This is a genomic window from Yinghuangia sp. YIM S09857 (assembly GCF_051388915.1).
Classification (GTDB): Bacteria; Actinomycetota; Actinomycetes; order Streptomycetales; family Streptomycetaceae; genus Yinghuangia.
Genome location: NZ_JBPKBH010000007.1, coordinates 227,756 through 244,513 on the forward strand (window position 1 = coordinate 227,756; position 16,758 = coordinate 244,513).

A 16,758-nucleotide genomic window follows, 5' to 3' on the forward strand; every position below is an offset into this window, starting at 1 on the left:
GCGTCGCGCGACGCCGGCCTCGGGGAAGCGGGATGTCTGCTCGCTGGTCAGTTCATCTGCTGTTCACAAGTGTGGCGGGGCGCGGGGCATTCCCCGGGGTGGGTGCCGGACATTCCCGGGGTTGGGGTACTGGGCATTCCCCCGGCCGGGGTGCCGGGCGTTCTCCGGGTCGGGGCGCCGCGGGGCGGGTCGGTGGCGAGCGTGCCTTGACCTCGGCACGCCGCGCCGGAACGATGCGGCGCATGGCCTCCTACGCCCGTACGGAACGCGCCGCACTCGCCGACCTCCTCTCCCAGGTCGGACCGGACGCCCCCACGCTCTGCGCCGGCTGGACCGCGCGCGACCTGGCCGCCCACCTGGTGGTGCGGGAACGTCGCCCCGACTCCTCCCCCGGCATCCTGTTCAAGCCGCTCGCCGGGTACACCGACAAGGTGCGCCTGAAGAAGGCGGCGCTGCCGTACGAGGAGCTCATCCACCTGGTGCGCACCGGTCCTCCGCGGCTCTCGTTGTTCGGCATCCCGGGGGTGGACACGGCGGCCAACACGATGGAGTACTTCGTCCATCTGGAGGACGTGCGCCGCGCGCGGCCGGACTTCAAACCGCGCGACCTGGAGCCGGGTCTGACCGAGTTCCTGTGGAAGCGGGTGCGGACGGGCGCGAAGCTGATGCTGCGGAAGGTGCCGGTCGGCGTGGAGCTGCGGCGTACCGACACCGCGGAGGAGGCGCAACCGGTGCGGGTTCGCAAGGGCGCGCCGCTGGTCACGCTGGCCGGGCCGCCGGCGGAGCTGCTTCTGTACGTGTACGGGCGGAAAAGCCAGGCGCTGGTGACGGCCGAGGGGGATCCGGACGCGGTGCGGCGGTTGGAGGAGACTCCTACGGGGTTGTGAGCTCGGACCCGTGGTCTTGGGCCCCTTTGTGCTGCTCGTGCTGCCTGCTTGTACTGCCGGTGCCTCGTGGACTGCTCGCGTTGGTTTGTACTGCCGGTGCCGCTTGGCAGCTCGGGCTGCCTGATGCCGTTCGTGGCGCCGGTGCCGCGCGGGCCACGCGCGGTGGGGTGACCACGCGGGGCGTACCCGTCAGGCGTCGGTGCCCGGACGGGGCAGTTCGAAGCGGCGCAGCGGGCGGCAGGCCGCCCCGATGACCACCCCCACCGCCGACACAGCAGCCCCGGCCAGGAACACCGGCGCGGGTCCGACCGCGCCGGAGAGCAGGCCGGCGAGCGGGTACGTCATCGGCGCCAGGCCGATCGCGCCGAGCATCTGCACCGAGACGACGCGGCCGAGCATCGGGCGGGCGGCCGTGGTTTGGATGAGCGCACCGCACAGTCCGCCCCACAGGCCGGAGCCGAGGCCGAGGACGGCCGCGCCCGCGGCGGCGGCGAGCAGGCCCGGCGCGAGGCCGGTCGCCGCGATGCCGACGGTGGACAGGACGAGGCTGCCCAGCATCACCCGTCCGGCGCGCGGCACGTGTCCGCGTACGGACAGGATCAGGCCGGTGGCGACCGCGCCGACGCCCCACGCGCCGATCAGCAGGCCGAGGCCGCCGGGCCCCCAGCCGCGCTCGGCGGACAGCAGCACGACGCCGATGTTCATGGGGGCGCTGAAGCCGAGTTCGGCGATGATCGCGACGATGAGGGTGTACTTGAGGAGCGGGACGGACCAGGCGTAGCGCAGCCCGGCGCGGACGCCGCTGTCGGCGGCGGGCTCGGGCTGGTCGTCGTCGGTACGCGCGGCCGCCCCCTCGTCGGTGCACGGGGCCGACTCGTCGGTGCACGGGGCCGACTCGCCCTCATCGCGTCCGCTCGGACGCTGCCCGCCACCGCGGGCCGCCTCCTCCTTCGACTCCGCGTGACCGGCGCCCCTCCCGACTCCCGTTGAATCGGCGACCAGCCTTACCACCGGCCGGAGTTGCCACAACAACACCAGCGAGACCGCGAACAGCGCGGCACTTGCCGCGAACGCACCCGACACTCCCCCTTGTGCGAGCGCGAGGCCGCTGACGGGCCCGCCCGCCACGGCCGCGCAGCGGTTGGCGAGGCTGCGCAGGCCCTGGACACGGGCGTACTGGTCGGGCGTCGTCAGTGTCGCGGGCATGGCGCCGACCGCGGGCATGAACAGCGCGTCCACCGCACCGAAGAGCAGTGCCACGACGGCCAGCAAGGCGATGCCTGGGGCGGCGAGGGCGACCGTCGCGGCGGCGGCGACCATGACCAGGCAGCGGACCAGGTCGCTGGCGATGACGACGCGCCGCGCGCCGAACCGGTCGGCGATGGATCCGCCGGGCAGCATGAGGATCGCGCGGGGCACGGTCCCGAGCGTGACGACGAGACCGGCCGCGGCGGCCCCGGATGCCTCGACCGCCTGCCAGGACAGGGCCATGAACCACAGTTGGTCGCCCACGAGGGAGGCCCCGTAGGCGGCCAGCCAGCGGTAGACGGCCGATCCGGGCCCGGAGCGCGGCCGTACATCCTCCGTCTCGTCGCGTGCCGCGGGACCGGTGGACGCGGCCGCGGTTGCGGTGCGCGCTGAACGCTTGGTGTGCGAAGGGCGGTTCACGGTCACCTCGCGAGGGTGGTCGGCGGATAGGGCTCCGGGGGTGGAACTGCGGGACGGACCACGGACGGGACTGCAAACCGAACCGGAAAGGACGCCGGCTCAGGGCGTGTACGGGAACCCGAGCAGTTCGAGCTGCACGCGCTCGCGGGGGCCGCCGTCCGCGTCGGCGTCCCCGGTGCGCCCCCGGTAGCGGTCCACGACGGCGAACAACTCGTCGTACAGCGACTGGAGTTCGGCGGCGGACAGGCGGAGCGCGGGGGCGGCGGAGAAGGACGCGTTCTGCCAGTCGAGGCCCATCGTCTTCACGTGCCGCAGCGACTTCTCGAACAGGTCGGTGACGTCCGCGTGCGCGGTCAGGACGACGGCGTCGGCGATCTCGACGGCGACCTCGTCACCGCTGAAGTCGGCGGTGCTGAACCGCAGGTCGTTGTGCGCGATCCAGCGCCGCTCGCGGCCGTCGGCCGACGCCTCGGGGTCCTCGCCGATGAAGCCGTGCTTCGCCATCGCCCGCAGGTGATAGCTGATCAGCGAGGGCGTGGCGCCGAGCACCCGGGCGAGGCCGGACGCGGTCGCGGGCCCCTCGGAGCGCAGCAGGCGCAGCACGCGCAGGCGCAGCGGGTGGGTGAAGACCTTGAGCGCCTCCACATCACGCGTATTCCGAACATTCCGCTCGGCGCGCACCGCGTCGCTCTGCCCGCCGAGGCCTTCCCCACCGTCCGTACCGGACGTCGATTTCCCAGCCATGGCACCACCGTAGTTCCGAAAGACTTCTTTCGCAATATTTCTTTCACATCTTCTCCTCCGGAACCCGACATGCACTCACCCGGATAGCCGTACGTTGACCCGGCGTCCTTGTCCCGTTCACCTCACGGTGCGAGGATCCGCACGCCAATTGATCACCCTCCGAGGAGAGTTCGTTAGTGAGTTCGAGCATCGGCGTCATGGACGCGGTCATCCTCGGCGTCGTCGAAGGACTCACCGAGTTCCTGCCGGTCTCCTCGACCGGACACCTCAAGATCACCGAAGGCCTGCTCGGCATCGACGTCGACGACAAGTCGGTGGTCGGCTTCACCGCGGTGATCCAGGTCGGCGCCATCGCCGCCGTGATCGTCTACTTCCTCAAGGACATCGTGCGCATCGTGTCCGCCTGGGGTAAGGGCATCGCGCACAAGGAGCAGCGCCACGACCGCGACTACAAGTTCGCGTGGTGGGTGATCTACGCGACGATCCCGATCGTGATCGTCGGCATCGCGATGAAGCCGCTCATCCACGGCCCCCTCGCCTCACTGTGGGTGGTCGCCGGCTCCCTCATCGTCGGCAGTGGCGTGATGTGGTACGCCGAGTCCGTCGGCGGCAAGCGGGGACGCCGCCGCGGCGAGGCCGAGGTCACCCTCAAGGACGCGATGCTGGTGGGCAGTTCGCAGATCCTCGCGCTCCTCTTCCCGGGCTTCTCCCGCTCCGGCGCGACCATCTCGACCGCGCTGATCCTCGGCCTCGACCGCGTCGCCGCGACCCGCCTCTCCTTCTTCCTCTCGATCCCCGCCCTCACCGGCGCCGGCATCTACGAACTCAAGGACGCCACCGAAGGCCACACCAGCGGCCTCGCCCTCGCCGTGGGCACCGGCGTCTCCTTCGTCGTCGCCTACGCCTCGGTCGCCTGGCTCCTCAAGTTCGTCTCCAAACACACCATCAACGGCTTCGCCGTCTACCGAGTCCTCGTAGGCCTGGCCCTGATCGGCATGCTCGCCTCCGGCTACCTCGACTCCTGAACCCCCGTCCGGCGCGGCCCGGGCACACGCGAAGGGGCGGCCCGATGGGGCCGCCGCTCTTCGGGTGGGTCAGCGGACTGGGAGTCCGGCGGTGTGGAGGGCTTCCTTGACCTGGGGGATGCGGAGGTCGCCGAAGTGGAAGACGCTGGCGGCCAGGACGGCGTCGGCGCCGGCTTCCACCGCGGGGGCGAAGTCGTCGAGGGCGCCGGCGCCGCCGGAGGCGATGACGGGGATGGTGACCTCGGCGCGGACCTGGCGGATCATGTCCAGGTCGTAGCCGTCCTTGGTGCCGTCGGCGTCCATGGAGTTGAGCAGGATCTCGCCGGCGCCCAGTCCGGCGGCGCGGGCGGCCCAGGCGATGGCGTCGATGCCGGTGCCGGTGCGGCCGCCGTGGGTGGTGACCTCGAAGCCGGAGTCGGTGGTGACGCCCGCGGGGCAGCGGCGGGCGTCCACGGAGAGGACCAGGACCTGGGCGCCGAAGCGGTCGGCGATCTCGGCGATCAGTTCGGGGCGGGCGATGGCGGCGGTGTTGACGCCGACCTTGTCGGCGCCCGCGCGGAGGAGTTTGTCGACGTCCTGCACGGTGCGGACGCCGCCGCCGACGGTGAGCGGGATGAAGACCTGCTCGGCGGTGCGGCGCACGACGTCGTACGTCGTCTCGCGGCTGCCCGAGGACGCGGTGATGTCGAGGAAGGTCAGCTCGTCGGCGCCTTCCGCGTCGTACACGCGGGCCATCTCGACCGGGTCGCCGGCGTCGCGCAGGTTCTGGAAGTTGACGCCCTTGACCACGCGGCCGGCGTCCACGTCCAGGCACGGGATGACGCGTACCGCGAGGCTCACTTCGCCCCCCGGTAGGCCTCGACCTCGACCTCGACCAGCATGCGCGAGTCGATCAGCCCGGCCACCACGACCATCGTCGCGGCGGGCCGTGCGGTGTCGAACATCTCCTTGTGCGCGCGGCCGACGGCCTCCGAGTCGCGCGCGTGGGTGATGTACATGCGGGTGCGGACGACGTCGTCGCGGTTCAGCCCGATCTGGCCCAGCGCCTTCTCGGCCACCTGGAAGGCGGTCAGCGTCTGCTCGTACGGGTCGCCCTCGCCGACGAACAGGCCGTCGACGATGCTCGTGCAGCCGGAGACCAGCACGAGGTCGCCGACGACGACGGCACGGGAGTAGCCGATGACGTCTTCGTACGGGCCTCCCGAGGAGATCCGCCGCACTCCGTCACGCGCGTCCGTCATCGCGACACCGCCTCCAGGGCCTCTTCGAGGGTGAACGCCTGCGCGTAGAGAGCCTTGCCCACGATGGAGCCCTCCACACCGAGGGGCACCAGCTCGGCGATGGCCCGCAGGTCGTCGAGGGACGAGACGCCGCCGCTGGCCACCACCGGGCGGTCGGTGGCCGCGCAGACGTCGCGCAGGAGCTGGAGGTTGGGGCCGGTGAGGGTGCCGTCCTTGTTGACGTCGGTGACCACGTAGCGGGCGCAGCCGTCGGCGTCGAGGCGGGCCAGCGTCTCGAACAGCTCGCCGCCCTCGCGGGTCCAGCCGCGGCCGGCGAGCGTGGTGCCGCGTACGTCCAGCCCGACCGCGATCTTGTCGCCGTACCGGGCGATCGCCGAACGCGCCCAGTCCGGCGACTCCAGCGCCGCGGTGCCGAGGTTCACCCGGCGGCAGCCGGTGGCGAGCGCGGCGGCCAGGGACTCGTCGTCGCGGATGCCGCCGGACAGCTCGACCTGGATGTCCAGCTTGCCGGTCACCTCGGCGAGCAGGTCGCGGTTGGAGCCGCGCCCGAATGCGGCATCGAGGTCCACCAGGTGGACCCACTCGGCTCCGGCGTTCTGCCAGGCCATCGCCGCGGCCAGGGGATCGCCGTACGACGTCTCGGAACCGGCCTCGCCCTGCACGAGCCGCACGGCCTGGCCGTCGGCGACGTCCACGGCGGGCAGCAGTTCCAGGCGGCGGGTCTCGCTCATGTTCTCAACGATCCTTCGGGGTGGCTCGGGCGGCTTCGGTGGCTCGGGCGGCATCGGAGACTGCGGTGGATTCGGAGTCAGAGGGTGGCAAGCCAGTTGCGGAGCACGGCCGCCCCGGCGTCGCCGGACTTCTCGGGGTGGAACTGGGTGGCCGAAAGGTACCCGTTCTCGACGGCCGCGACGAACGGCGTGCCGTGCGTCGACCAGGTGACCAGCGGTGGCGCCAGGTGCTCGGACGGCGGCAGTTCCCACTTGCGGACGCCGTACGAGTGCACGAAGTAGAAGCGCGTGTCGGCGTCCAGGCCCGCGAACAGCACGGTCTCCTCGGGCGCGTCGACGGTGTTCCACCCCATGTGCGGCACGATCGGCGCCTCCAGGCGTTCGACCGTGCCGGGCCACTCGTCGCAGCCGGCGGTCTCGACGCCGTGCTCCACGCCGCGCTCGAACAGGATCTGCATGCCGACGCAGATCCCGAGCACCGGCTGCCCTCCGGCGATGCGCCGGTCGACGATGCGGTCCCCGCGTACCGCCTTGAGGCCCTCCATGCACGCGGCGAACGCCCCGACGCCGGGCACGATCAGCCCGTCCGCGTTGAGTGCGGTGGCGTAGTCCGCCGTGACCTCGACCTCGACCCCGAGCCGGGCCACCGCGCGCTCGGCCGAGCGGAGGTTCCCCGACCCGTAGTCGAGGATGACGACCTTCTTCATGACGTGATCCCCTCCTAGACCCGCAGCAGCCCGGCCGCGAGCGACATCGCCCCGCACAGCCCGAGCAGCACGATGACGCCCTTCGGCATGCCCTGCTTGACGAACGAGATGACCCCGCCGATCAGGAACAGCCCGAGCGCGATGAGAACGACGGCGATACCGCTCATGAAACGCCTTCTGTGGATGCGGATCCGACTATCTCGGGCACGTCGCCGAACGGGATCGCGTCGGCGAAGAGCACTTGCAGATCGGGAGTGCTCGGCAGGTCGTACGTCAGGTACCCATAGCCGGTGAGCAGTTCAGGCAGGCCGAGGGCCCCGTACAACTCGCCGTGTTGGGCCTCCGCGAACAAATGGCGCCCCTCGGGCTCATCCGACCCATTGGCCAGAACACCCGAGATCGCCGCCGCGTCAACGGGCACCGTCGCGAACGGCGTGATCCAACGCGGGTCCGTGCCGCTCGGCTTGGGGGGCGGGAACTCGTCATGGTAAGGATCGAACACCGTGCCGTCGGGAAAGCGCAGCTTCCCGTCGGGCCCCTCGGTGAGTCGGTGCGCTTCGTCCTCCACCGCGGAGTCGTAGTCCCATACCTCGCGGCCGTCGCGGTAGACGGTGATCAGCAGGTGGTCCGACATGACCACCGCAACCGTCGCCGCGTCCGTGCGTAGCGCGCCGCTCAGGCGCTCGGCCTCCTCGCCGAGGTTCTGTTCCCGCTCGTCCATGAGCAACGCACTGAGCCCGTCCCCGAGCGGCAGCGCGTACCCGTTGTCGCCCGGCAGCATCGCCGCGACGACCTCGGTGGCGTCGGCGCGCACGAGGATGTGCTGGTACGTCTGGCCCATCCCTACAGCGCGCCCTTGGTGGAGGGGATCACGCCCGCGCGCCGCGGGTCGATCGCGCACGCGTCGGAGAGCGCGCGGGCCAGGGCCTTGAACTGGGCCTCGACGATGTGGTGCGCGTTGCGGCCGTAGGGCACGTGGACGTGGAGGCAGATCTGCGCCTGGGCGACGAAGGATTCGAGGATGTGGCGCGTCAGGGTGGTGTCGTACGACGGGCCGATCATCGGGGCCATGCCCTCGGGCTCGCTGTGCACCAGGTACGGCCGGCCGGAGAGGTCGACGGTGACCTGGGCCAGCGCCTCGTCCAGCGGCACCGACGCGTTGGCGAAGCGGCGGATGCCGGCCTTGTCGCCGAGGGCCTGGCGGAACGCGCCGCCCAGCGCGAGGGCGGTGTCCTCGATGGTGTGGTGCGAGTCGATGTGCAGGTCGCCGTCGGTCTTGACGGTCAGGTCGAACAGGCCGTGCTTGCCGAGCTGGTCGAGCATGTGGTCGAAGAACCCGACGCCGGTGGCGACCTCGACCCGACCGGTCCCGTCGAGGTTCACCTCGACGAGGACGGACGTCTCCTTGGTGGCGCGTTCGACGCGGCCGATCCGGGCCATCAGTTGATCTCCTTCAGTACGGCGCGCATCGCGTCGAGGAACGCGGTGTTCTCCTCGTCGGTGCCGGCGGTCACCCGCAGCATGCCCGGCACCCCGTTGTCGCGGACCAGCACGCCGTGGTCGAGGATCGCCTGCCACACGGCCCGCGTGTCCTCGAAGCGGCCGAACTGCACGAAGTTCGCGTCTGACGCGGTGACTTCGCAGCCCATGCCGGTCAGCTCGGCGACGATGCGGTCGCGCTGGCGCTTGAGCTCGGCGACGTACCCGAGCAGGGTGCCGGTGTGCTCCAGGCAGGCCAGCGCGGTCGCCTGGGTGACGCTCGACAGGTGGTACGGCAGGCGTACGAGCTGCACCGCGTCGACGACCGCCGGGTCCGCCGCCAGGTAGCCGAGCCGCAGCCCGGCCGCACCGAAGGCCTTGGACATCGTGCGCGACACGACCAGGTTGGGCCGCCCGTCGAGCAGCGTGAGCAGCGACGCGTGGTGCGAGAACTCCACATAGGCCTCGTCGACGATGACGAGGGACGGCCGGGCCGCCTGCGCCGCGTCGTACACCGCCTCGACCACCGAGCCGTCGAGCGCGGTGCCGGTCGGGTTGTTGGGCGAGCACAGGAACACCACGTTGGGCCGGTGCTCGGCGATCGCCGCGAGCGCGTCGTCCAGGTCGATCGCGTAGTCGTCGCGGCGCGCGCCGGAGATCCACGTGGTGCCGGTGCCGCGCGCGATGAGCGCGTGCATCGAGTACGACGGGTCGAACCCGAGCGCGCTGCGCCCCGGCCCGCCGAAGGCCTGGAGCAGTTGCTGCAAGACCTCGTTGGAGCCGTTCGCCGCCCACACGTGCCCGGCGGTCAGCTCGACGCCGCCGGCCTCGGACAGGTACTCCGCGAGACGCGTGCGCAGCTCGACCGCGTCGCGGTCCGGGTAGCGGTTGAGGTGCCGGGCGGCCTCCGCAACCCGCTCGGCGATGCGGTCGACCAGCTCGTCCGGGAGCGGGTACGGGTTCTCGTTGGTGTTGAGTAGCACCGGGACCTGCAACTGCGGTGCGCCGTACGGCGATTGGCCGCGCAGCTCGTCGCGGATCGGCAGGTCGTCGATGCGGGTGCGCCCGGCCTGGTCGTCGCGCTTGCCGTCGTGGCCGTCGCGCTTGCCGTTGCTCATTCCGGCACCGCCCATCCGAAGCGCGCCTTGATGGCCGCGCCGTGCCCGGGCAGGTCCTCGGCCTCGGCGAGGGTCACCACGTGGTGCGCGACCTCGGCGAGCGCGCTCTCGCTGTAGTCGATCACGTGGATGCCGCGCAGGAACGACTGCACGGACAGGCCGGAGCTGTGGCACGCGCAACCGCCGGTGGGCAGCACGTGGTTGGACCCCGCGCAGTAGTCGCCGAGCGAGACCGGCGCCCACGGGCCGACGAAGATCGCGCCCGCGTTGCGCACCCGGGCGGCGACGGCGGAGGCGTCCGCGGTCTGGATCTCCAGGTGTTCGGCGGCGTACGCGTCGACCACCTTCAGGCCGTCGTCGACGGAGTCGACCAGCACGATGCCTGACTGGCGGCCGGAGAGGGCGGCGGTGACGCGCTCGACGTGCTTGGTCGCGGCGACCTGGCTCTTCAGCTCGGCCTCGACCGCGTCGGCCAGCTCGGGCGAGTCGGTGACCAGGACCGAGGCGGCGAGGGTGTCGTGCTCGGCCTGGCTGATCAGGTCGGACGCCACGTGCACCGGGTCGGCGGTGGCGTCGGCGAGCACCGCGATCTCGGTCGGTCCGGCCTCGGAGTCGATGCCGATGCGGCCCTTGAGCAGGCGCTTCGCGGACGCGACGTAGATGTTGCCGGGCCCGGTGACGAGATTGACGGGGTCGCAGGGGCCCGCGCCGTACGCGAACATCGCGATGGCCTGGGCGCCGCCGACCGCGTACACCTCGTCCACCCCGAGCAGGGCGCACGCGGCCAGGATCGTCGGGTGCGGCAGGCCGCCGAACTCCTTCTGCGGCGGCGAGGTGACGGCGAGCGAGGCGACGCCGGCCTCCTGGGCCGGGACGACGTTCATCACCACGGAGGACGGGTAGACGGCCAGGCCGCCGGGGACGTACAGCCCCACGCGCTCCACCGGCAGCCACCGCTCGGTGACGGTGCCGCCGGGGGCGACCTGGGTGGTCACGTCGGTGCGGCGCTGGTCGCGGTGCACGATGCGGGCGCGGCGGATCGTCTCTTCGAGCGCGGCGCGCACCTTCGGGTCCAGCTCGGCGAGGGATCGGGCGATCACGTCGGCCGGGACCCGGATGTCCGTCAGCCGCACCCCGTCGAGACGCTCGGTGATCTCGACCAGCGCCTCGACCCCGCGATGGCGTACGTCCTCGCAGATGGGACGGACCTTCTCCAAGGCCGCCTCGACGTCGAACTCGGCACGGGGCATGACGTCGCGCAGGGCCGCGGGGCTGTCCAGGACAGCCCGGCCGGCCGCGCCGCGCAGATCGATACGGGAGATCACCTGTCCCAGTGTAGGGAGGGCGCGGAACGCGGGTCCGCGCGTGTCGGGTCGTGAGACGCGGATTCCGGTTGGCGTGAGCGGCGTCACGCGCCGGGCTGCGCCCCCGGCCAGGGCAGCCGTACCCACAGGGTCTTGCCGTCGGGGTGGCGTTCGACCTGGGTGGTCCCGCCGGCCTCGGCGGCGAGCGTACGGACGATCAGGCGGCCGCGGCCGGAGGTGTCGTCGGGGCAGTCGGCGCCGTCGCGGGGTTCGGGGAGGAAGGGGTGGCCGTCGCGTACGCCGAAGGAGAGGGTGGCGCCGGAGGGTTCGCCGGGGAGCTCACCCGAGATGTCGTCGGGGGGCGTGTCGGAGAGTTCGAGGAGGACGGTGAGGTCGGGCGCGGAGTCGGAGGCGTGCTCGATGACGTTGGCGATGAGCTCGCTGGCGATGAGGCGGAGGTCGTACGCCAGCTCGTGCCCGCGGGGCAGGCCCCAGGCGAGGAGCAGGTCGCCGAGGAGACCGCGGACCTGGGGGACGACGACGGGGGCGCAGGGCAGCGTCAGCGAGTGGGATCGACCGGCCTGCGGCTGCGCAGGCCTGGGCACGGGCGAGGGCGAGGGCGCGGGCCTGGGCACGGGCGAGGGCGCGGGGCTCGGCGTAGATGAGGACGCGTGTCTGGGCACGGGTGACGACGACGATGACGACGACATGAGGCGACCTCTCGGAGCGACATGGCGCGGCATGCCGACGTCCCGCTCTCCAGCGTGACGAGAGGCCTACTCAGCGCAACCAACCCTGCTACGATCGTGGCTGTCACCCGCTTATTTCGCAAGTCTCTATTATCCAAAACACGCATGAACGACGAGGAGTCCGTCATGCCCGCGCTTCCTGGACCATCCGTCCGCCGACGCCAGCTCGGGAACGCGCTCAGAAGATTCCGCGAGGAAGCGAACCTCACCGCCGAGGACGCGGCGCGCGTCCTCGACTGCCACGCTTCCAAACTCAGCCGCATCGAGAACGGCCAGTCGGGCGTGCGCGCCCGCGACGTCCGCGACCTGCTGGACCGCTACCGCGTCGACGACCCGGCGGCGCGCGTGACGCTGGAGGCCCTGGCGCGGTCCAGTTACCAGCGCGGTTGGTGGCACGACTACAGCGACGTGCTCGACCCGGGCTACATCGACCTGATCGCCTTGGAAGCGACGGCGTCCGATGTGCGCAACTACCAGACGCTGCTTGTCCCCGGCCTGCTCCAGACCGAGAGCTACCTCCGCGCGGTGATCGGCGCCCACCCGGGCGGCTACCAGGAGGAGGAGATCCGGCAGCGGTTGGACGTACGGGCCGCGCGGCAGCAGGCCCTCACGCGCGAGTCGGCGCCGCTGCGGCTGTGGACGGTCGTGCACGAGGCGGCGCTGCGGCACGCCGTCGGCGGCGTCCCGGCGATGCGCGAACAGCTTGCGCACCTCCGGGAGTTGGCGCGGCTGCCGAACGTCACCGTGCAGGTACTGCCGTTCGACGTCGGCGCCCATCCAGGGCTCGACGGGCCGTTCGCGCTGATCGGGTTCCCCGATCTGCGCGACCTCGACGTGGTCTACCTGGAGAGCCTCACAGGCGGCCGCTACGTCGAGGCTCCCGAGCAAGTCCGCCAGTACGCGCACGTGTTCGACCGCTTACGCGCGATCGCGGCGTCCCCCAAGCGCTCGCTGGCCTTCATCGACCGTTTGCGCGACGATCTGTGACAGGTCGTCATGGCAGGTCGTCGAAGGTGGGAGCGGATGGGGCACGGCGTTGCGTGGCGCAGGAGTTCGTACAGCGGTGTTGATCACCAATGCGTCGAGGCGACGGCTTCTCGTGCCTGGCACAGGAGTTCGCACAGCGGCGCGAACGGCGATTGCGTAGAGGCGGTTTCGGCGCCCCCGGCCACCCTCGTCCGCGACTCCAAGAGGCCGGCGTCCGCGCATCTCCGCTTCTCCGCCAGCTCCTGGAGATCCTTCCTCGAACGCCGGGCCACGACCGCGTGACCGCCGCCCCGGGGGACCTCAGCGACGCCGAGCGGCGGGTCTGGGAGGCGTACCGCAACGGGGAGCAGTGCGTGTTCGGGGTGGTGGCCGGGCCGACATCCTCGGACTGGCCGCTGCCGGATGCCGACACGGGCCGCGACTGGGGCCCGAACGCACCGTACGCGCCGAGGTGTTGACCCGGCTGCTGCTCGGCGAGGCGGACCTGGTTCCGGGGCGTACACCCGCCCTCGACGTGATCGGCGCCCGCATCACCGGGCCGCTCAACCTGCGCGGCGCGAGGGTGGAGGCGTACGTCGACATGCGCGGCTGCCGCTTCGACGACCGCGTCATCCTCAGCGACGCCAACACCGGCACGATCCGCTTCATAGGCTGCTCGATCGACGCAGTCCGCGCGCGGCGGGTGCGCGTCGACGGCGACCTGTGCCTGAGCACCTGCCTGATCCGCGAAGGCATCGTCCTGACCGACGCGCAGATAGGCACCGACCTCGTCCTGCACGGCTCCCGACTCACCCCCATGCGCGACGGGCGCTCGCTCGGCGCGGACGGCGTCAACATCAGCGGTGACCTCAGCGCCCACGGCCCGTTCCACGCCTCAGGCACCGTCAGCCTGCGCAGCGCGCGGATCGGCGGCCGGGCGACCTTCTACCGGGCGCGCCTGGAGGCCACCCCCGGCACGAACGCCCGCGGCCACCGCCACTTCGCCCTCGACGGCGCCGGAATGTACGTCGAACAGACCCTCCACCTCAGCGACAGCTTCGCCGCCACCGGGTCGATCCGCTTCAACGACGCCCGGTTCGGCGACGCGCTGGTGATCGACGAGGCCGACATCCTCCGCGACCCGGCCGAGGAACTCGTCCTCTGGCGCGTGACCGCGCGCACGCTCTCCCTGGTCATGGTCCCCGACCCGCAGGGCGAGATCCGGCTCAGCGGCGCCCAACTCGGCGCCCTCACCGATACCCCCGACACGTGGCCTGCCGGCCCGGGCAAGATCTCGATCGGCGGCATGACGTACACCGTCCTGCGCTCGACCTCGCCCATGAACCTCCGCCAGCGCCTCCGCTGGCTGGCCGCCGCCACACCCGACTACGAGCCGCAGCCGTACGAACAACTCGCCGCCGCCTACCGCGCCTCCGGCCAGGACGAAGAGGCCCGCAGCGTCCTCCTCGCCAAACAGCGCCGCAACCACGAGACCCTCCGACTCGCCGGCCGCATCTGGGGCCACCTCCAAGATGCCGCCATCGGCTACGGCTACCGCCCCGCCCGCGCCCTCGCCTGGCTCGCGGCGCTCATCGCCCTCGGCACCGTCGCCTTCGCCATCGACCGCCCCACCCCCGTGAAAGCCGACGAAGCCCCCCACTGGAACGCGTTCTTCTACACCGTCGACCTGCTGATCCCCGTCGTCACCGTGGGCCAGGAAGCCGCCTGGAACCCCGGCGGCTGGGCCCAATGGCTCGCCTACACCCTCGTCCTCCTCGGCTGGGCCCTGGCCGGCGCCGCCGCCGCAGGCGCCACAAGAGTCCTCAACCGCCCATAGTCGTGGAGATAACGAACCAGCCGTCACAGACCCCCTATTCCCCCTCGTCGAAGCTAATGCCGTCGCCGGCTTCCGCAAAATGGGCGACCTCACCGGAAACACTTCCACTGCCATCTACGAGGGCAACAAGGAAGTCGACCATGCCACCGGGACAGAATGACCATTTCCATCCCTTGCGGGTGGAAATCGCCACCGTCCAGTCATTCGGACTGGCGGCGTCCGTCACCCAGTAGCAATAGTCACCGTTTTCTGTAACGGCCCACTGCAACAACGACTGCGGACCGATCGAGTCGGGATAAAGACTCCGGGAGTGCGGCTCCCGATATTCGTCCGACATGTCCTCCCGATGCCCCAGGGCACCCTCGGGCATGTCGAGGGTTAGTTCCGTGCAGCCCGGCTCCAAAATCATGATGAAATCGGCCACACAGATCCCCGGGAACTGCTGCAATACATCCTTATAGTCGTCGGGAAGAGCGACCCCAAGGCGATCCTCAACATCACCCTAATCCACCTCACGTGGGGCACCTGGATGCACGCCATAGGCATCACTAAGCCTTGCACTTGGCCTGGACATAGTCGGTCACCGCCTTATTCCCGTTCTGAACATCCCCCGGCCTACCCAGCCTGCTCGGGATCACCACGCTGCAAAATGGCGTTATCATAGCAGTCGCGCGATTCATCATGTAGACCTGCATTATTACAGCGGACGGCTTGGCGTCACTTTGATTCAGATAAATAGGCGTGGAGAAATACAGTGCAGCATTTCCTGATTCTTCGATCTTGATTCGCTTCTGATTCTCCACGCGCTTCATCCAAGAGTTGTTGGTGGCGGCTTGCGGACAGGTGAACAGATTTTCCTTGAGGTCACCCGAACCGCCGAGTTGGCTACCCACGGCGTGACAGCGCGCATATGGGTGATTCTTGGCCCAGACAAGGTCTCCAGCCGAGTTCCGAACCTGCGGCCATCCCGGCGGGTGAATACTCTTCTTCGCTTCGGTTCCATACGCATGGTCACCTTCGCAAAGGACTCCCCATCCGCCCCGCGCAACCGTACTTCCGGCAACCGGATCATACGAATATGGGTTGTAGCGTATTCGCGCATCAGTCGGAAGCCCGCAAATGTCCCATGAACCATCACTTGCCGGAGCCGGAGCGCCGGGAGCCCGCGAGAGGATTTCTTGCATCTCGAGAGCAAATTCCTACGCTGCTGCGCCACTCATAAACCGGTCCACCGGCTCTTGGGGTGGCGTGTAAGGCGCGGTGCCAGTCGGCTGCGAAGAAGCGGCGTGGAGGATGGACCCGGTGCGGATTCCGGCCCGGATCGCTGCGATCAAGGCGGCGGCCTGGTCTATTACCGGAGTTGGCGGCGTCGGAGGCCGGATCGTGCTCGGTCGAGGGTGATCCTCAACCGCCCCTGCGAGCCATTCCGCCGCTGGTCGCTCCATCACCTGGGCCCGCGTCAACAGCCGAGTCCCTCATCCATCCCGCCGGAGTCAGCGCGCGGACGACCCGCGGCGCGTCCGTCATCGTGCATTGTCGACCTCGTCCGAGTTCGGTGTCAGGCGGCCGATCGACTCCTCGGGTGCCGGGAGAGGTGACTCCTCGGCTGGGCCCCGGCAGGCACCGCCGACACCGCCACAGGAGTCCTCGACCGTCCTTGACCACCAGAGGCTTGCAGTGCTTACTGCCGGAAGGTCAACGGTCCCTCAATCCTCCTCTCCGGGATGAAATCGATCTCCAGATCCTCGGTCAGCAAACGATACAAGAACTCTGATGTCGATCCGTCGAATCGGAATTTCTCGTGCCCTCGGTCCTGCCATGCGATCACAGGCCACCGGTCGGGATCATCGCCATCAGTAAGCCAGTAGAAGCGCTGTCCGTAACCACAGTAGGCCCAGTCCAGGAGCCCGCCGGACTGGGGATAGACCGCGTACGGCGAATAGAACTCCCGATAGTTCGGATGTCTTTCCAGTACGGCGTTCAGCTCGTCGTTGCTCAATTGGAGATCGAGCAGGGAATTCTCCGAGAAGGGAACCAGGAACCCGATATATCCGTCGAACTCTCCCGAACCGAAGTACTCCACAGCCCGCTTGTAATCACTGGGCAACACCGCACCCAGCGCGGATTCCGCCGCTCCCCAATCCACGAAAAAATCGAGCGACTCCGGAAGACCCACCGCCTCGGCAAGACGGCCAACCCAGTCATTGGACGGCACTTCAACATCCCCATGAATAGTCGGGACAGGCTGCTGCTTTCTCCCTGCACCTGTCCGGCTGAATAATACAGACTCGCCGCGATCCAT

19 protein-coding genes and 1 pseudogene are annotated in these 16,758 nt (G+C 70.1%); 5 read left to right on the forward strand and 15 right to left on the reverse strand.

Translation table 11 applies throughout. The annotated features are described in order from the left end of the window. Positions 1-242 precede the first annotated feature (242 nt). Complete coding sequence (locus ACRX5S_RS17285) at positions 243-887, forward strand: TIGR03085 family metal-binding protein (protein ID WP_436773829.1); 645 nt, start codon at positions 243-245, stop codon at positions 885-887. Between the two features lie 189 nt (positions 888-1,076). On the opposite strand, the gene ACRX5S_RS17290 is transcribed toward ACRX5S_RS17285, so the two are convergent. Then, positions 1,077-2,561 (reverse strand): MFS transporter, encoded by a 1,485-nt coding sequence (locus ACRX5S_RS17290; RefSeq protein ID WP_436773830.1) that lies wholly within the window; start codon positions 2,559-2,561, stop codon positions 1,077-1,079. A gap of 93 nt (positions 2,562-2,654) precedes the next feature. Then, the gene (locus ACRX5S_RS17295) at positions 2,655-3,299 is read right to left on the reverse strand and encodes a helix-turn-helix domain-containing protein (RefSeq protein WP_436773831.1); all 645 of its coding nucleotides are present in this window, start codon (positions 3,297-3,299) and stop codon (positions 2,655-2,657) included. Between the two features lie 176 nt (positions 3,300-3,475). Here ACRX5S_RS17295 and ACRX5S_RS17300 point away from each other — a divergent pair, with 176 nt between their 5' ends. Further along, entirely contained in the window at positions 3,476-4,324 is an 849-nt protein-coding gene (locus ACRX5S_RS17300; RefSeq protein WP_436773832.1) for an undecaprenyl-diphosphate phosphatase, read from the forward strand. A gap of 69 nt (positions 4,325-4,393) precedes the next feature. On the opposite strand, the gene hisF is transcribed toward ACRX5S_RS17300, so the two are convergent. The 10 genes from hisF to ACRX5S_RS17350 all read right to left on the reverse strand — a co-directional run bounded on the left by hisF (position 4,394) and on the right by ACRX5S_RS17350 (position 11,509). Further along, a complete protein-coding gene (hisF, locus tag ACRX5S_RS17305) occupies positions 4,394-5,164 on the reverse strand; it encodes an imidazole glycerol phosphate synthase subunit HisF (RefSeq protein WP_436773833.1) in 771 nt (256 codons plus the stop codon). Next, positions 5,161-5,565, reverse strand: a complete 405-nt coding sequence (locus tag ACRX5S_RS17310; protein WP_436773834.1) for a RidA family protein — start codon at positions 5,563-5,565, stop codon at positions 5,161-5,163. Before ACRX5S_RS17310 ends, hisF begins: the two co-directional genes overlap by 4 nt. Further along, the gene (priA, locus tag ACRX5S_RS17315; RefSeq protein ID WP_436773835.1) at positions 5,562-6,296 is read right to left on the reverse strand and encodes a bifunctional 1-(5-phosphoribosyl)-5-((5-phosphoribosylamino)methylideneamino)imidazole-4-carboxamide isomerase/phosphoribosylanthranilate isomerase PriA; all 735 of its coding nucleotides are present in this window, start codon (positions 6,294-6,296) and stop codon (positions 5,562-5,564) included. Before priA ends, ACRX5S_RS17310 begins: the two co-directional genes overlap by 4 nt. A 77-nt stretch (positions 6,297-6,373) precedes the next feature. Continuing rightward, positions 6,374-7,003, reverse strand: a complete 630-nt coding sequence (hisH, locus tag ACRX5S_RS17320; RefSeq protein ID WP_436773836.1) for an imidazole glycerol phosphate synthase subunit HisH — start codon at positions 7,001-7,003, stop codon at positions 6,374-6,376. A 14-nt stretch (positions 7,004-7,017) separates the two neighbouring features. Further along, entirely contained in the window at positions 7,018-7,170 is a 153-nt protein-coding gene (locus tag ACRX5S_RS17325) for a hypothetical protein (protein WP_436773837.1), read from the reverse strand. Continuing rightward, a complete protein-coding gene (locus ACRX5S_RS17330; protein ID WP_436773838.1) occupies positions 7,167-7,844 on the reverse strand; it encodes a hypothetical protein in 678 nt (225 codons plus the stop codon). Before ACRX5S_RS17330 ends, ACRX5S_RS17325 begins: the two co-directional genes overlap by 4 nt. A 2-nt stretch (positions 7,845-7,846) precedes the next feature. Further along, positions 7,847-8,443, reverse strand: a complete 597-nt coding sequence (gene hisB / locus ACRX5S_RS17335; protein ID WP_436773839.1) for an imidazoleglycerol-phosphate dehydratase HisB — start codon at positions 8,441-8,443, stop codon at positions 7,847-7,849. After that, positions 8,443-9,600, reverse strand: coding sequence for a histidinol-phosphate transaminase (locus tag ACRX5S_RS17340; RefSeq protein ID WP_436773840.1), 1,158 nt, complete (start codon positions 9,598-9,600; stop codon positions 8,443-8,445). The genes hisB and ACRX5S_RS17340 overlap by 1 nt, the downstream gene beginning before the upstream one ends. Continuing rightward, entirely contained in the window at positions 9,597-10,925 is a 1,329-nt protein-coding gene (hisD, locus tag ACRX5S_RS17345; protein WP_436773841.1) for a histidinol dehydrogenase, read from the reverse strand. Before hisD ends, ACRX5S_RS17340 begins: the two co-directional genes overlap by 4 nt. 83 nt (positions 10,926-11,008) lie before the next feature. After that, positions 11,009-11,509: an ATP-binding protein gene (locus ACRX5S_RS17350; protein WP_436773842.1), complete on the reverse strand. Its 501-nt coding sequence runs from the start codon at positions 11,507-11,509 to the stop codon at positions 11,009-11,011. A 249-nt stretch (positions 11,510-11,758) separates the two neighbouring features. Between ACRX5S_RS17350 and ACRX5S_RS17355 the strand changes: the two genes are divergently transcribed. The 3 genes from ACRX5S_RS17355 (at position 11,759) to ACRX5S_RS17365 (ending at position 14,456) form a co-directional block, all read left to right on the forward strand. Continuing rightward, a complete protein-coding gene (locus ACRX5S_RS17355) occupies positions 11,759-12,640 on the forward strand; it encodes a helix-turn-helix domain-containing protein (RefSeq protein WP_436773843.1) in 882 nt (293 codons plus the stop codon). A gap of 36 nt (positions 12,641-12,676) precedes the next feature. Then, the gene (locus ACRX5S_RS17360) at positions 12,677-12,922 is read left to right on the forward strand and encodes a DUF397 domain-containing protein (RefSeq protein WP_436773844.1); all 246 of its coding nucleotides are present in this window, start codon (positions 12,677-12,679) and stop codon (positions 12,920-12,922) included. A 67-nt stretch (positions 12,923-12,989) separates the two neighbouring features. Continuing rightward, positions 12,990-14,456, forward strand: coding sequence for an oxidoreductase (locus tag ACRX5S_RS17365; RefSeq protein WP_436773845.1), 1,467 nt, complete (start codon positions 12,990-12,992; stop codon positions 14,454-14,456). A gap of 34 nt (positions 14,457-14,490) precedes the next feature. Here the strand turns inward: ACRX5S_RS17365 and ACRX5S_RS17370 are convergent. From ACRX5S_RS17370 to ACRX5S_RS17380, 3 genes and pseudogenes are all read right to left on the reverse strand, one after another. Next, positions 14,491-14,943 (reverse strand): annotated as a pseudogene (locus ACRX5S_RS17370) (hypothetical protein); the annotation flags it as partial. Positions 14,944-15,004: 61 nt separating this feature from the next. Further along, positions 15,005-15,640 (reverse strand): DNA/RNA non-specific endonuclease, encoded by a 636-nt coding sequence (locus tag ACRX5S_RS17375; RefSeq protein WP_436773846.1) that lies wholly within the window; start codon positions 15,638-15,640, stop codon positions 15,005-15,007. A gap of 497 nt (positions 15,641-16,137) precedes the next feature. Next, positions 16,138-16,758, reverse strand: coding sequence for an SMI1/KNR4 family protein (locus ACRX5S_RS17380; RefSeq protein WP_436773847.1), 621 nt, complete (start codon positions 16,756-16,758; stop codon positions 16,138-16,140).